A 14,357-nucleotide genomic window follows, 5' to 3' on the forward strand; every position below is an offset into this window, starting at 1 on the left:
TTCCGTTGTTTCGTGAAAGCGTTGTGATGATTCTTAAGCGATGACGACGAGGCGCCCGTCAGCCGGCCGTGCCGCGCCCGAGTATCGCTTCGGCCAGATCGAAATCTTCCGGATACGTGACCTTGAAATTGCGCAGGCTGCCTTGAACCAGTTTAGGTGCATGACCGGACCATTCGATCGCGCTCGCCTCGTCGGTGAGATCGTGGCCGTCGCCCTGCGCACGCAGAATCGCGTCGCGCAACATGCCGATGCGGAACATCTGCGGCGTCTGCGCCTGCCACAGGCCGTCGCGCGGTTCCGTGTGGTCGATGCGGTTGTCGGTATGGGGCGTCACGCGCTTGAGCGTGTCCGCGACGGGCAGCGCCATGATGCCGCCCACCGCGTCGTCTTTCAGCGTGCCGACCAGCGCGCGGATCAGGGCGGGCGTGATGCCGGGGCGCGCAGCGTCGTGCACCAGCACCCAGTCGTCGTCGCGCGCGCCGAACTCGGCGAGCGCATGCAGCCCGTTGAGCACGGAAGCCTGCCGCGATGCTCCGCCGCAGCGCCGCACGGCGAAGCGCAGGCCCGCGAAGCGGCGCGCGTCGAAGTGCTGGTCGTCCGGCGCGATCACGACGAGCGTCTGCGCGAACTCGCTGCATGCGTCGAACGCGGCGAGCGAGTAATACAGCATGTCGCGTCCCGCGACGGTTCGATATTGCTTGGGCATCGGCGCGCCCGAACGGCTGCCGGTGCCGGCGCAAGGAATCAGTGCAAAGAGGCGGGAAGTCACGGAACGGACGGGTTGCAGGTGAAAGTGAAGGACGGATTTTATAATAGGTCTCCGGCACGCATGCCCCGGCACGCGTAAACTTGCCGCTCACGCACACCAGCGACGCGCCCACGAGGCGTCCGCTGGCGGTTTTCATTGGTGCGTGTCTCGCGAGCCGATGGTGTTTTAGCCGTTTGCCGTCATCCGTTTGCAGTCGATCGTTGAACCGTTGTTCATTGGCGTCACCCAAAGGCCGTTTCCCTTTTATGCCCGACATCGCCGCATCCACGCAGTCTTCCTCCTCAACGCCCCTCGCGCTGGTCAAGGCCGGCCAGCGTTTCGTGTTCGACGGCACGCACGGTTCGTCCGATGCGCTGCTGATCGCGCGCTATCACCTCGCGTACAAGGCGCAGGTGCCCTTGCTGGCCGTCGTCTGCGCGAGCGCCGTCGATGCGCAGCGGCTCACGCAGGAACTCGCGTTCTTCGCGCCGGAGGCGCGCGTGCGCCTGCTGCCCGACTGGGAAACGCTGCCCTACGACTCGTTCTCGCCGCACCAGGATCTGGTCTCCGAGCGTCTCGCCACGCTGCACGACCTCGGCGAAGGCCGCTGCGACATCCTGCTCGTGCCCGCGACGACTGCCCTCTACCGGATGCCGCCCGCCTCCTTCATGGCGGCGTACACGTTTTCGTTCTCGCAGGGCGAGCGTCTCGACGAAGCGAAGCTGAAGGCACAGTTGACGCTGGCCGGTTACGAGCACGTGAGCCAGGTCGTGCGTCCCGGCGAATACTGCGTGCGCGGCTCGCTGATCGACCTGTTTCCGATGGGTTCGCCGCTGCCGTACCGGATCGACCTGTTCGACGACCAGGTCGATTCGATCCGCGCATTCGATCCCGATTCGCAGCGCAGCCTCTACCCTGTGAAAGACGTGCGCCTGCTGCCCGGCCGCGAGTTTCCGTTCGACGAAGCCGCGCGCACCGCGTTTCGCAGCCGCTGGCGCGAAGTGTTCGAGGGCGACCCGAGCCGTGCGTCGATCTACAAGGACATCGGCAACGGCGTGCCGTCGGCGGGTATCGAATACTATCTGCCGCTGTTCTTCGAAGAAACGGCGACGCTCTTTCGCTACCTGCCTGAGGGCGCGCAGCTTGCGTTCGTCGGCGATCTGGACGCGGCCATCCGGCGCTTCACCGCAGATACGAAGCAGCGCTACAACTTCCTGTCGCACGACCGCGACCGGCCGATTCTCGAGCCGCAGCGCCTGTTCCTGTCGGACGACGATTTCTTCACGTTCGCCAAGCCGTTCGCGCGCCTGTCGCTGCCCGGCAATGCGGGTGGCGGCTGGGCCGTGCCGCTGCCCAATCTCGCCATCGACCGCCACGCCGACGATCCCGTCGCCGGCTTGCGCGCCTGGCTCGCCACTACGCCGAACCGCGTGCTGTTCGCCGCGGAATCGGCGGGTCGCCGCGAGACGATCGCGCAACTGCTCGCGGACAACGCGCTGCGCCCCGCTTCCGCCGACAGTTACGGCGACTGGCTGACCTCCGACGCACGCTTCGCGCTCGGCGTCGCGCCGCTCGCCAACGGCTTCGCGATTCCGGGCGAAGGCGTCGCGATTCTCACCGAAACGGAACTGTACGGGCCGCTCGCACGCCGCGCGGGACGCCGCCGCCAGGAACAGGCGAGCAACGTCGATTCGATGGTGCGCGACCTGTCGGAGCTGAAGGTCGGCGACCCGGTCGTGCATTCGCAGCACGGCATCGGCCGCTACATGGGCCTCGTGACGATGGATCTCGGCGAAGGCGAAACCGAGTTCCTGCACCTCGAATACCAGGGCGACAGCAAGCTCTACGTGCCCGTCGCGCAACTGCACGTAATCTCGCGCTACAGCGGCGCGGACCCCGAAAGCGCGCCGCTGCACGCGCTCGGCTCGGGCCAGTGGGAAAAGGCCAAGCGCAAGGCCGCGCAGCAGATCCGCGACACGGCGGCCGAACTGCTGAATCTCTACGCGCGCCGCGCCGCGCGCGAAGGCCACGCGTTCGCGCTCGAACCGCGCGATTACGTGAAGTTCGCCGAGAGCTTCGGCTTCGAGGAAACACCCGACCAGGCGGCTGCGATTGCCGCCGTGATCGGCGACATGACGAGCGGCAAGCCGATGGATCGCCTCGTGTGCGGCGACGTCGGCTTCGGCAAGACGGAAGTCGCGTTGCGCGCGGCCTTCATCGCGGTGATGGGCGGCAAACAGGTAGCACTGCTCTCGCCTACCACGCTGCTCGCCGAACAGCACACGCAGACCTTCACCGACCGCTTCTCCGACTGGCCCGTGCGCATCGCCGAACTGTCGCGCTTCAAGAGCACGAAGGAAGTCAGCGCGTCGATCCAGCAGATCAACGAAGGCACCGTCGACATCGTGATCGGCACGCACAAGCTGTTGTCGTCGGATGTGCAGTTCAAGCGGCTGGGGCTCGTCATCATCGACGAGGAACACCGCTTCGGCGTGCGCCAGAAGGAAGCGCTGAAAGCGCTGCGCGCCGAAGTCGACGTGCTCACGCTCACCGCGACGCCTATCCCCCGCACGCTCGGCATGGCACTCGAAGGCTTGCGCGATTTCTCGGTGATCGCGACCGCGCCGCAAAAGCGCCTCGCGATCAAGACCTTCGTGCGCCGCGAGGAAGACGGTGTGATTCGCGAAGCCATGCTGCGCGAACTGAAGCGCGGCGGCCAGGTGTACTTCCTGCACAACGAAGTCGAGACGATCGAAAACCGCCGGCAGATGCTCGAAGCGCTCGTGCCGGAAGCGCGTATCGCCGTGGCGCACGGACAGATGCACGAGCGCGAACTGGAGCGCGTGATGCGCGATTTCGTCGCGCAACGCGCCAACGTGCTGCTCTGTACGACGATCATCGAAACAGGTATCGACGTGCCGAGCGCAAACACGATCCTGATTCACCGCTCCGATAAATTCGGTCTCGCGCAGTTGCACCAGTTGCGCGGACGCGTCGGCCGCTCGCATCACCAGGCGTATTCGTATCTGCTCGTGCACGATCCGCAGGGGCTCACGAAGCAGGCGCAACGGCGGCTCGAAGCCATTCAGCAGATGGAAGAACTCGGCGCGGGCTTCTATCTCGCGATGCACGACCTCGAAATTCGCGGCACGGGCGAAGTGCTCGGCGACAAGCAGTCGGGCGAGATTCACGAAATCGGCTTCCAGCTCTACACCGACATGCTGAACGACGCCGTCAAGGCGCTGAAGAACGGCAAGGAGCCGGACCTCACCGCGCCGCTGGCGGCGACGACCGAGATCAACCTGCACACGCCTGCCATTCTGCCCGCCGACTATTGCGGCGACGTTCAGGAGCGCTTGTCGCTGTACAAGCGGCTGGCGAACTGCGAGCACAGCGATGCCATCGACGGCATTCAGGAAGAGCTGATCGACCGCTTCGGCAAGATGCCGCCGCAGGCGCATGCGCTCGTCGAAACGCACCGCTTGCGCCTCGCCGCGAAACCGCTCGGCATCTCGAAGATCGATGCAGGCGAAGCGGTGATCGGCCTGCAGTTCATTCCGAATCCGCCCATCGACGCGATGCGGATCATCGAGATGGTGCAGAAGCACAAGCACATCAAGCTCGCGGGCCAGGACAAGCTGCGTATCGAAAGCCGCAGTCCCGATTTCACCGTGCGCGTCGCGACCGTGAAAGAAACGTTGCGTGCGCTCGGTACGCCGACGAAGGGCGCGGCGGACCGGCGCGTCGCTTCGTAAGGCCGGCGGATGACGGGCGCTGTCGACACGGCATCGATCGTCGAACTGTTGACGGCGCTCGTGCGCGTGCCGAGCCGGGGTGGTATCGATACGCGCGCGCCCGTGCTCGAATGCATCGAAGCCTGGTTCAGCGCGCACCACGTGCACACGCGCCGCCTCGTTTCCGCCGATGGAGCGCCGCTCGCCCTTCACATCGAAATACGCGGCGCGAGCGCTGGCCCGCATTACGTGCTCAACGCGTCGCTCGATACCGCCAGCTTCGGCGACGAATCGATGTGGGCGTATCCGCCGCTCGCCGCGCACATTGAAAACGGCTGGCTCTATGGACGCGGCAGCGCGGACAGCAAGGCGGCCGTCGCGATCTTCGCGCATCTCGCCGCGGCATTCGCGCAGCGCACCGATACGCTTGCTGGGACGCTCTGCGTGCTGTTCGATCTCGACGAGCATACGGGCCGCTTCGGCGGCGCCCGCGCGTTTTTCGATGCGCCTGATGCGGTGAAGCCCGATGGCGTGTTCATCGGCTATCCGGGACTCGATCGCATCATCGTTGGCGCGCGCGGGTTCATTCGCGCGAGGCTCGTCGTGCGCGGCATCGCTGCACACTCCGGCGCAAGCAGCACGCGCGGACTCAATGCGGCGATACGCGGCGCGCGCCTCGCTGCGGCTCTGAACGCAGCCACGCTGCCCGTGGACCGCGCATTCGATCGCCCCGCGCAGTTGACCGTCACCGGCATCCGCGCGGGCGACGGCACCTTCACCAGCGTGCCGGATCGTTGCGAACTCACCCTCGATTGCCGCCTCACGCCAGGCTTCGATGCCGTCGAAGCGCGACGCCTGATCGAAGGCATCGTTTGCGATCAGGATGCGCAACATGATCCATCGCTCGCGACGTCGATCGAATGGATCGACGGCTGGCCCGCGTACCGCGTGCCGGAATCCCATCCGATGGCACACGCGCTGTATCACGCGGCACGCAACGCGCTGGGCGCGGCTCTGCCGCTGGCCGTCGCGGGACCGTCGAACATCGGCAATTACCTCGCGTCGCTCGGCGTGCCCGCGTTGTGCGGTTTTGGCGTGCGATGCGAAGGCATTCATGCGGCCAACGAGCGCGTCGAACTCGCCAGCATCGCGCCCGTCTATCGCGCGTACGAACACGCGTTGCTCACGTTGCTCGCGCCTGACAAGCCACGAGCCTGACCCGTCGCCAATAACGATTTCAGCGCGCACCATCAATTGCTGCATCGCGCAAAGCCCCGTCCCACAAGCAACCTGGCTTTATGAGCTTTGGCTAATTAAGCGTTTTTTGGGTATCATCAAAACACACCCAAGCTGGAGCCCAAGTCATGTCACAGGTCGCTGACAAAGCGCTGTCCGCCCAAACGTCGTCCCCTTCCGCTGCTTCCGCCGAGTCTTCTTCCCCCGCTTCGCTTCCCTGGGTCACACGCCTCGTGTCGATGGACACGGTCAGCCGCAATCCGAATCTCGGCCTGATCGAGACGGTGCGTGACGCGCTGCGCGAACGCGGCGTCGAAGCCACCCTCACGCACGACGAAAGCGGCAAATGGGCCAACCTGTTCGCGACGATTCCGGCGCATGACGGCGAGACGAATGGCGGGATCGTGCTATCGGGACACACGGACGTGGTGCCCGTCGACGGTCAGAAATGGGACAGCGACCCGTTCAAGCCCGAAGTGCGCGGCGACAAGCTCTATGGGCGTGGCACCTGCGACATGAAAGGCTTTATCGGCGCGGCGCTGACGCTCGTGCCGCAAATGCAGCAGACCAGACTGGCCAAGCCGATCCATCTGGCGTTCTCGTTCGACGAAGAAGTGGGCTGCGTCGGCGCGCCGCTGATGATCGCCGATCTGATGAAACGCGGCGTCAAGCCGGACGGCTGCATCGTCGGCGAGCCGACCAGCATGCGTCCCATCATCGCGCACAAGGGCATCAACGCTTACCAGTGCTGCGTGCGCGGCTTCGCGGCGCATTCGTCGCTCACGCCCAAAGGCCTGAACGCAATCGAATACGCGGCGCGGCTGATCTGCTACATCCGCGACATGGCCGACCAGTTCCGCGAGCAAGGCCCGTTCGACGAGCTCTACGACGTGCCGTTCACGACGGCGCAAACCAGCACGATCAAGGGCGGCAACGCGATCAACACGGTGCCCGCCGAATGCAGCTTCGAGTTCGAGTTCCGCAATCTGCCGACGCTCGATCCCGAGCCGATCTTCGCGCGCATCGATCAATACGCGCGTGAAACCCTGCTGCCGAAGATGCAGCGCGAACACGAAGCAGCCGCGATCGAGTTCACGAAAATCGCCGCAGCGCCCGGCCTCGATTCGACGGAACAGGCGGCCATCACGCAGCTGGTGCGCGCGCTCACGGGCGATCAGGACAAGCGCAAGGTTGCGTACGGCACGGAAGCGGGCCTGTTCTCGCTGGCGGGCATTCCGAGCATCGTGTGCGGCCCCGGCGACATCGTGCAGGCGCACAAGGCAAACGAATTCGTCACGCTCGATCAGCTGGCGCAGTGCGAGCGGTTCCTCGGCAAGTTCATTCACAGCATGTCGGTCGATGCGCACGCGCACTGACGCAAGCAACACATAACAACAAGCACAACAACAAGGCATACAACGCGGACCTCACCCACAAGACGACGCACGCCATGTCCACCGCCACGCCGCAGCACACCGACCGCACGATCGACGGCGAACCGATACCGACGCTCGACGACATCGCTTCGCAGCATTTTGCGCTGACGCCGTGGGTCGTGCGAACGCCCGTGTTCGACCGGATGGATTTTCCGACGCTCGAAGGCACGCTTGTCAACTTCAAGTTCGAGCTGCTGCAGGCGGGCGGCAGTTTCAAGGCACGCGGCGCGTTCTCGAATCTGCTCGCGCTCGACGAAGCGCAGCGTATTGCGGGCGTGACCTGCGTGTCGGGCGGCAATCACGCGGTCGCCGTCGCCTACGCGGCGATGCGTATGGGCATTAGCGCGAAGGTCGTCGTGATGCACGCGGCGAATCCGGCGCGTATTGCGCTGTGCCGGCAATATCGCGCGGAAGTCGTGATGGCCGACAACGTGAATGAAGCGTTCGAGATCGTGCGGCGTATCGAGGCCGAAGAAGGCCGCTATTTCGTGCATCCGTTCAATGGTTACCGGACCGTGCTCGGCACCGCGACGCTCGGCTACGAATGGGCGACACAGACACCCGATCTCGATGCCGTGATCGTCCCCATCGGCGGCGGCGGGCTTGCGGCGGGCATATCGACGGCGCTGCGTCTCGCCAATCCGCGCGTGCATGTGTTCGGCGTCGAGCCGGAAGGTGCGGACGTGATGAGCCGCAGCTTCGCCGCGAATCACACGGTCAAGATGTCCCACATGCATTCGATCGCCGATTCGCTGATGGCGCCGCATACCGAGCAATACAGCTACGAGCTGTGCCGTCGGCATGTCGACCGTCTCGTCACCGTCACCGACGACGCATTGCGTGCCGCGATGCTCACCCTGTTCACGCAACTGAAGCTGGCCGTCGAGCCCGCGTGCGCCGCCGCCACGGCCGCCCTGCTCGGCCCGTTGCGTGAGCAACTGCAAGGCAAGCGCGTCGGTGTGTTGCTATGCGGGACGAATACCGATCCTGGCACGTTCGCCGCGCATATCGAACAGGCGCGGGCAGCAGAAATTTAAGCGCTTCGCTTCACGTTCTGTCCGATTGCTGGCGCAGCGTTTGCACGCTCGACGTTTCCTCGTCACTTCTGCGACATATCGGCCGAACGAGCCTGGTGTACTGAAGGATCGTTGCGATCCGGCGCCAAATCATTTCACGTCGTGCCGATCGTTGGCTATCATGTCGCCATCGACTTCAAGGAGAACTGCCCGATGAGCATGATTACTGAATTCAAGGAATTTGCCCTCAAAGGTAACGTGATGGACCTCGCGGTCGGTGTGATCATCGGCGGAGCGTTCTCGACTATCGTCAACTCCGTCGTGAAGGATCTGATCATGCCTGTCGTCGGCGTCGCGACGGGCGGCCTCGATTTCTCCAACAAGTTCGTCCTGCTCGGACACATACCCGAGAATTTCAAGGGCAACCCCGAGTCTTACAAGGACTTGCAGACGGCGGGCGTCGCCGCGTTCGGCTATGGCTCGTTCATCACGGTGGCGATCAACTTCGTGATTCTCGCGTTCATCATTTTCATGATGGTGAAGTTCATCAACAAGCTGCGCGCGCCCGCCCCCGCCGCGCCCGAAGCGCCGCCGCCCACGCCCGAAGACGTGCTGCTGCTGCGTGAAATCCGCGATTCGTTGAAGAATTCGCCGCGTATCTGACGACGGTACTTCGAATCGGCACGCAAGCGGTGCCTGCATCAACTGAAGGGCGTGTTGCGCTTTGCGCGCAACACGCCCTTTTCTTTTACCAGGCTCAAGCGCAGCGCGCCTCCAACCCCGCTAGCCCGCTCGGGCTTCGCCCGCGTTTTTCTGCGTCTTCACGGCTGCCGCGCTCTCGATCACCTGCTCGAGTTGCGAGAAATTGACAGGCTTGGTCAGATGCGACGTGAAGCCCGCTTCGAGGCAGCGCCGGATATCCTCATCGCTCCCAAAGCCCGTCAATGCCACGGCAGGCGCATCGTCGCGCTCGCGGAATGCCTTGACGAAGTCGAGGCCGGTGCCGTCGGGCAGGCCTACGTCGCTGACGATCAGATCGAAGGTGGCGCTTTGCGTCGCCGCGAGTGCATCGGCCACCCTCCCGACGACGGTCACCTCATGGCCGAGCGTGCGCATCAGTTGCGCCATCACTTCGGCTGTGTCCGCGTGGTCCTCGATCAGCAAGATTCCCAGCCCGCCTGCCGGCTGCACGCTCGCCGCCTCAGGCGCGACCGGCTCGGCGTGCGGCTCCGCGGCCGTGGGCAGCGTGATCGTGAACGTCGCGCCGCAGTGTGCGCCGGGGCTTTGTGCCGTCACCGTGCCGCCGTGCGCGTCCGTCAGCGCCTTGGTGATCGCGAGTCCCAGCCCCAGCCCGCCGAACTGCCGCGACATGTTCTGGCTGCCCTGCTCGAACGCGTTGAAGAGCTTGCCGATCTGCTCGGGCTCGATGCCGACGCCCGTGTCTTCTACCGAAATCTGCACGTGCATCCGCTCATCGCGCGTGCGCACATAGATATGGCCGCCGTCCGGCGTGAACTTCGCGGCATTACGGATCAGGTTCCACAGCATCTGCTGCAGCCGCGCTCGGTCGGCGAGCACGAAATGATGATGCGCATCCGTGCTGATGTGCACGTCCTGCTGCTTGGTCTGGATCTCGCTGCGAAACAGTTCGAGCACGCTGTCGATCACGTCGTGCACGTCGACCGTTTCCAGCGACAGCCGCAGCTTGCCGTTCGCCACCCGCGTCAGATCGAGCAGATCGTCGATCAGACGCGCCTCCAGTTCGACGTTGCGGCGAATCATCACGACGCCCGCGCGCACCGCGTCCGGCAGGTCCTGCATCATTTCGAGCATGCGCGCGCCCGCCAGCACCGGCGTGAGCGGTGTGCGCAATTCGTGCGACAGCATGGCCAGAAAACGGTCTTTCGCGCGGTTCGCTTCTTCCGCCGCCTGGCGCGCGGCCTGCTCCGATGCAAGCAGACGCTCGCGCTCCTCGATGGCTTCGCGTTGCGAATGGATGTCCGTGCAACTGCCGAACCATTTGCTGACGACGCCACCCGCATCGCGCACCGCGGCAATGCGCGCGTCGAACCAGCGGTACGCGCCGTCGTGGCGGCGAATGCGGAATTCGCTGCGATAGTCGGCGCCGTCGCCGCGCACCGTTCTGAGCCAGGTGCGGCGCGTCGCTTCGCGGTCGTCGGGATGCACGGCGTCGAGCCATGCGAGGCCCTGCACCTGCGCGCCGTCGAGCCCCGTGTATTCGACCCATTGCTTCGACACGAAATCGCAGTCGCCATGGGCATCGCACGTGAAGACGAGGTGAGGCAGCGCCTCCGACAGCATCCGGTAATGCGCCTCGCGCTCACGCAGCAGCAGCGCTTCCGCCGATGCGCGCTGCAGCCGCATCTGCGATAGCACGCGTTCGACGGCTTCGGGCAGATAGTCGAGATAGTCGCCCGTTTTCGGCACGACGTCGGACACGCCCGAGCGCAGCGCTTCGATCACGCGCGATTCATCGGTAAAGCCGGTGACGAGAATGGCAGGGATGCGCACGCCTTCGTTGCGCAGGCGCCGGAAAAAATCGAGCCCCGTCTCCGCGCTGTCGAGCTGATAGTCGAGCACGATCAGATCGGGCGGATTCGCGACGATCGCGCGATGCGCCGCCTCGACGCTGCTGCTCAGTTCGACCCGGCAGCCGGCGCGCTCCAGCGACTTGCGCGCAAGGCGCAAGATGCCTTCGTCGTCGTCAACGACGAGCACGAGGGCGGCGGGTAGCGTGGTCACGTCTTCTGTCATGCCAGATGATTCAGTTCAATGGGACGAACGAGGATTGCGGCGTTGTTTCGTGAACATTGCGTGACTATCCGTGAAATGCTTCAACGCATCGGCAGTCATGCTGCCGGTGCGTAGCGCTGCCCCGGCGGCAGCTTCACGACCTGCAGGAAAAAGCCCAGCCGTCGCACGGCTTCGATGAATGCATCGTATTCGACCGGCTTCGTGATGTAGACGTTGCAGCCCAGTTCGTAACAGCGTTCGATTTCGCGTGGATCGTCGGTGGTCGTGAGCACGATCACGGGCATCGACGACGTCGACGGCGACTCCTTCAGCCGCCGCAACACTTCGAAGCCATCGACGCGCGGCATCTTCAGGTCCAGCAGCACCACGTAATTCGCGAGTTCGTCGCGCGCCGGGCGGCCATTGGCGCGGTCGCCGGCGCGCGGCTCGCCGAAGAAATAATCGAGCGCCTCCTGGCCGTCGCCGAAGCGGACAAAACCGTTTGAAATCCCCGCACGCCGCAGATTGCGCTCGACGAGCGTAGCATGCCCGTCATCGTCCTCGACCAGCACGATGCCGACCGACTTACCGACCGCTTCCCCGTGTGACATGTTCCCTCCGAAGCCCGTGCGCCGCATCTGTTTGATGCGTTGCGCGTGATCTGCGACCGCGTCATGGTACGACTCACCTGCCCGCTATTATGCGGCCGTTGGCTTACGGCTTGCCGCGCCTTTGCGCAGGGGCGCCGCTGGTTTTCATGTGCGTCGATTGTGCATCAATAGCGCATCGGCTGGTCGGGCAGCGTGACGAAGAACGTCGACCCCGCGCCCTCCGCCGATTCGACCCACACCCGCCCGCCGTGACGTTCGACTGTGCGCCGCACGAGCGCGAGGCCAATGCCGTCGCCTTGCGCGACATCGCCATGCAGCCGCTGGAACGCGCGAAATACTTTCGACATGTAGGCGGCCGGAATCCCTAACCCATTGTCGCGCACAAAGTATGTGCGCGTTCTTGGCGCCGACGCTTGCGTGGTGTCCGGCTGGAGACCGTCGAGCGCCCCGACTTCGATGCGCCCCGGCCGCGACGGATCGAGAAAATTGATTGCGTTCGAAAGCAACTGGCTGAACACCTGTTCGATTGCGGACGGATCGCCCCATGCCGAGGGCAGATCGCGCACGACGACCACGACCTTGCGCTCGTCGATGCGCTTTTGCAGCGCGTCGACGGCACGCGCGACCGCGCGGCCGACGCTCACACGCTGCCATTGATATTCGAGCCGCCCCACGCGGGAAATGCGCAACAGCGCTTCGATAATGGCCGCGGCGCGCGTCACCGACGAGCGCACATAGCGCAGCGATTCCTGCACGTCGCCATCGAGCACGTGCGCAAGGCGCCTGTGTTCGACGTCGGGCAGATGCGCATCGTCGATGGTCGCGCGCAGTTCGTCGCACGAAACCTGCAGTTCTTTCGAGAAACCCTGCATGTTCACGAGCGGCGAACGCAGATCGTGCGACACGCTGTAGATGAACATCTCGTTGTCCTGCGTCTCCTGGCGCAAGGTCTCGTTGACGCCCGCCAGTTCCTCCGCGCGCATTTGCAGCGACGTCTTGAGCGCGGCCTGTTTCTCGTCTGCCTCACGCAACAGCGCGCTGGTGCGATTCAACGCGGAATCGAGCGCGGCGATTTCGTCGTTGCCCGATAGCGGTGTGGGCAGCGGTTTCCCGCTGGCGAGCCGCTGCGCGTTTTCCGCCAGCACGTCCAGGCGCCGGCCAATGCTGCGCGCGAAGCCGAATGCCGTGCCCGCCCACAGCAGCATCGAAGCGATCACGGCGCCCGCCAGCGTCCATTGCTGGCGCTGGCGCGTTTTCGCGAGCGTCGCATTACGCTCGACTTCGAGCCGCGACGCTTCGTCGATGAATTCTTTCAACTGCGCGCGAAAGCGCATCACCTGCGCGGGCAACTCGCCGCCTTCGAGCGTGACGAACGGCTTCATCGTCGCGCCCGTGCGCAGCGACTGCGCGACGGACAGCGCCTGCTGCCGGTAGCTGTCCACCTCTTCGCGCATGCGTTGCACGCGCGCGGCCTGCTCGGGCGTGTCGGCGACGGCCGTTTCGAGCCGCGCGAGCCGGTCGCCGATATCGACCCACGCCGCATGGCGGTCCATGAATGACGCGTCGCCCGCGACGATCCCCGTACGCACGCGCGCGACTTGTCGAAGCACGGGGTTTTCGAGCGCGGTCGCCTGATAGAGGACCTGCTTGCTGTCCGACGAGCGCTCGACGGCGCGCGTGGTCTGAGCCTGCATGTCGAACACGACACCGAGCAGCGCCAGTTCGATGGCGCTCGGCAACGCGATCAGCAGTAGGCCTTTGGTGAACAGTTTCATGGATGGCTGGCGCAATGCGGCATGAACGTGCGAGGCAACGCAAACCGCTTCCCGACATGTGGAACAGGCGCGCAATCATGAGCCATGCGCATGCATCATCGCTGTGCGCCGCGCTTCTAACGTCGCGGCGCGACCAATGCTATCGATATTTTCACCCATACGCCGCGCCGTCGACGCGCCGGACCGGTGCAATCTGCGTCAAAGCCGCGCCGCAACTGGGACGCGGCCATTATCGGCGGGCCGAACGGATATTTCAATGCGCGCCGAGCAGGGCTTGGCGCACATAAAAATGTCTTTTTTTAAGGTGTCGGAAACACGCGCAGCGCGGGTGAGTCTATTATTGAGACCAGATGCACAGGGGATGCGAAAGCGCACGGCGACGCGATTCGGCCTGGTTCGCACGGAACGATGGAGTGAGACAGACGAATCACCGTGTATCCGGCATTTTCGTATGCTATAAAAGATCGACGTGCGGCGCGCGAAGCCGGGAGTGGTCGCATGAGGACGCTGCGTTTCTTGCAATTCTTTTTCAGGCGAGTTTTTATGTCCTTCCCGAAAAAGCGCAGGCGCGCGAAGGTGGACGGCGATGAGTCGTTCCTCGCCGTGCTGCGACACTTCAAGCCCTTCGGTCAGCTCGACACCAAGATTGCGCGCGCCCGCGCGCAAGATGAGCCGGTGCTCTACGCGCATGTGCTGCCGGGACTCGACGTCCTGCTATGCAGCGTGCGCGGCGCGCATCCGCCCTATCCCGCCGTCGCCGAGTTGCGGCGGCGCTGCATCGAATCCATCGCAAATGCGCTCGAGCAGCCGCTAGACGGACTGGAGAACGGCGGTTACTGGTACGAGGCCGACGGTTTCGGTTTTCTCGTGTTCGCGAGCCGCGCGAGAGCGCGCATCCTGCCCGAGTTCGGCGCGACGCGCACGGCCGCCAGTACGCGGCGCGGCGTGCGTCGTCAGGATGCAGCGGGCGACGCAACACCGCGCTCGCTACGTTGAATCCCGCCAGGTATCCGTAGCAATTCACACAAAAACACGGCCGCGAAGCTT

The 14,357-nt window shown here is 64.6% G+C and carries 10 protein-coding genes; 6 read left to right on the forward strand and 4 right to left on the reverse strand.

Annotation, left to right across the window (positions count from 1 at the left end; all coding sequences use genetic code 11):
- Positions 1–58 precede the first annotated feature (58 nt).
- Positions 59–769, reverse strand: a complete 711-nt coding sequence (gene ispD / locus PPGU16_RS08190) for a 2-C-methyl-D-erythritol 4-phosphate cytidylyltransferase (protein WP_180722469.1) — start codon at positions 767–769, stop codon at positions 59–61.
- 245 nt (positions 770–1,014) lie between these two features.
- Between ispD and mfd the strand changes: the two genes are divergently transcribed.
- From mfd to mscL, 5 genes are all read left to right on the forward strand, one after another.
- Complete coding sequence (gene mfd, locus PPGU16_RS08195) at positions 1,015–4,503, forward strand: transcription-repair coupling factor (RefSeq protein ID WP_180722470.1); 3,489 nt, start codon at positions 1,015–1,017, stop codon at positions 4,501–4,503.
- A 9-nt stretch (positions 4,504–4,512) separates the two neighbouring features.
- Complete coding sequence (locus PPGU16_RS08200; protein ID WP_180722471.1) at positions 4,513–5,700, forward strand: M20 family metallopeptidase; 1,188 nt, start codon at positions 4,513–4,515, stop codon at positions 5,698–5,700.
- Positions 5,701–5,846: 146 nt separating this feature from the next.
- Positions 5,847–7,094: an acetylornithine deacetylase gene (gene argE, locus PPGU16_RS08205; protein WP_180722472.1), complete on the forward strand. Its 1,248-nt coding sequence runs from the start codon at positions 5,847–5,849 to the stop codon at positions 7,092–7,094.
- Between the two features lie 74 nt (positions 7,095–7,168).
- Positions 7,169–8,191, forward strand: coding sequence for a threonine/serine dehydratase family protein (locus PPGU16_RS08210; protein WP_180722473.1), 1,023 nt, complete (start codon positions 7,169–7,171; stop codon positions 8,189–8,191).
- Between the two features lie 192 nt (positions 8,192–8,383).
- Positions 8,384–8,833 carry a large conductance mechanosensitive channel protein MscL gene (gene mscL / locus PPGU16_RS08215; protein ID WP_180722474.1) on the forward strand — a complete coding sequence of 150 codons (450 nt, stop codon included), beginning with the start codon at positions 8,384–8,386 and terminating at the stop codon, positions 8,831–8,833.
- A 120-nt stretch (positions 8,834–8,953) separates the two neighbouring features.
- Here mscL and PPGU16_RS08220 read toward each other — a convergent pair whose 3' ends face one another.
- The 3 genes from PPGU16_RS08220 to PPGU16_RS08230 all read right to left on the reverse strand — a co-directional run bounded on the left by PPGU16_RS08220 (position 8,954) and on the right by PPGU16_RS08230 (position 13,310).
- Entirely contained in the window at positions 8,954–10,945 is a 1,992-nt protein-coding gene (locus PPGU16_RS08220) for a hybrid sensor histidine kinase/response regulator (RefSeq protein ID WP_180722475.1), read from the reverse strand.
- A 95-nt stretch (positions 10,946–11,040) separates the two neighbouring features.
- Complete coding sequence (locus PPGU16_RS08225; protein ID WP_180722476.1) at positions 11,041–11,535, reverse strand: response regulator; 495 nt, start codon at positions 11,533–11,535, stop codon at positions 11,041–11,043.
- Between the two features lie 164 nt (positions 11,536–11,699).
- Positions 11,700–13,310 carry a sensor histidine kinase gene (locus PPGU16_RS08230; RefSeq protein WP_180722477.1) on the reverse strand — a complete coding sequence of 537 codons (1,611 nt, stop codon included), beginning with the start codon at positions 13,308–13,310 and terminating at the stop codon, positions 11,700–11,702.
- A gap of 498 nt (positions 13,311–13,808) precedes the next feature.
- On the opposite strand from PPGU16_RS08230, the gene PPGU16_RS08235 reads away from it, so the two are divergent.
- Positions 13,809–14,306 (forward strand): hypothetical protein, encoded by a 498-nt coding sequence (locus tag PPGU16_RS08235; protein WP_007750376.1) that lies wholly within the window; start codon positions 13,809–13,811, stop codon positions 14,304–14,306.
- Positions 14,307–14,357 lie beyond the last annotated feature (51 nt).

Origin of the sequence: Paraburkholderia largidicola (assembly GCF_013426895.1) — a bacterium.
In the GTDB taxonomy this organism is placed as follows: domain Bacteria; phylum Pseudomonadota; class Gammaproteobacteria; order Burkholderiales; family Burkholderiaceae; genus Paraburkholderia; species Paraburkholderia largidicola.

What these genes read in the sequence shown, in the direction of transcription:
- mfd (WP_180722470.1), top strand. Translation starts at nt 1,015, where the DNA reads ATGCCCGACATCGCCGCATCCACGCAGTCTTCCTCCTCAACGCCCCTC.
- PPGU16_RS08200 (WP_180722471.1), top strand. Translation starts at nt 4,513, where the DNA reads ATGACGGGCGCTGTCGACACGGCATCGATCGTCGAACTGTTGACGGCG.
- argE (WP_180722472.1), top strand. Translation starts at nt 5,847, where the DNA reads ATGTCACAGGTCGCTGACAAAGCGCTGTCCGCCCAAACGTCGTCCCCT.
- PPGU16_RS08210 (WP_180722473.1), top strand. Translation starts at nt 7,169, where the DNA reads ATGTCCACCGCCACGCCGCAGCACACCGACCGCACGATCGACGGCGAA.
- mscL (WP_180722474.1), top strand. Translation starts at nt 8,384, where the DNA reads ATGAGCATGATTACTGAATTCAAGGAATTTGCCCTCAAAGGTAACGTG.
- PPGU16_RS08220 (WP_180722475.1), bottom strand. Translation starts at nt 10,945, where the DNA reads ATGACAGAAGACGTGACCACGCTACCCGCCGCCCTCGTGCTCGTCGTT.
- PPGU16_RS08225 (WP_180722476.1), bottom strand. Translation starts at nt 11,535, where the DNA reads ATGTCACACGGGGAAGCGGTCGGTAAGTCGGTCGGCATCGTGCTGGTC.
- PPGU16_RS08230 (WP_180722477.1), bottom strand. Translation starts at nt 13,310, where the DNA reads ATGAAACTGTTCACCAAAGGCCTACTGCTGATCGCGTTGCCGAGCGCC.
- PPGU16_RS08235 (WP_007750376.1), top strand. Translation starts at nt 13,809, where the DNA reads ATGAGGACGCTGCGTTTCTTGCAATTCTTTTTCAGGCGAGTTTTTATG.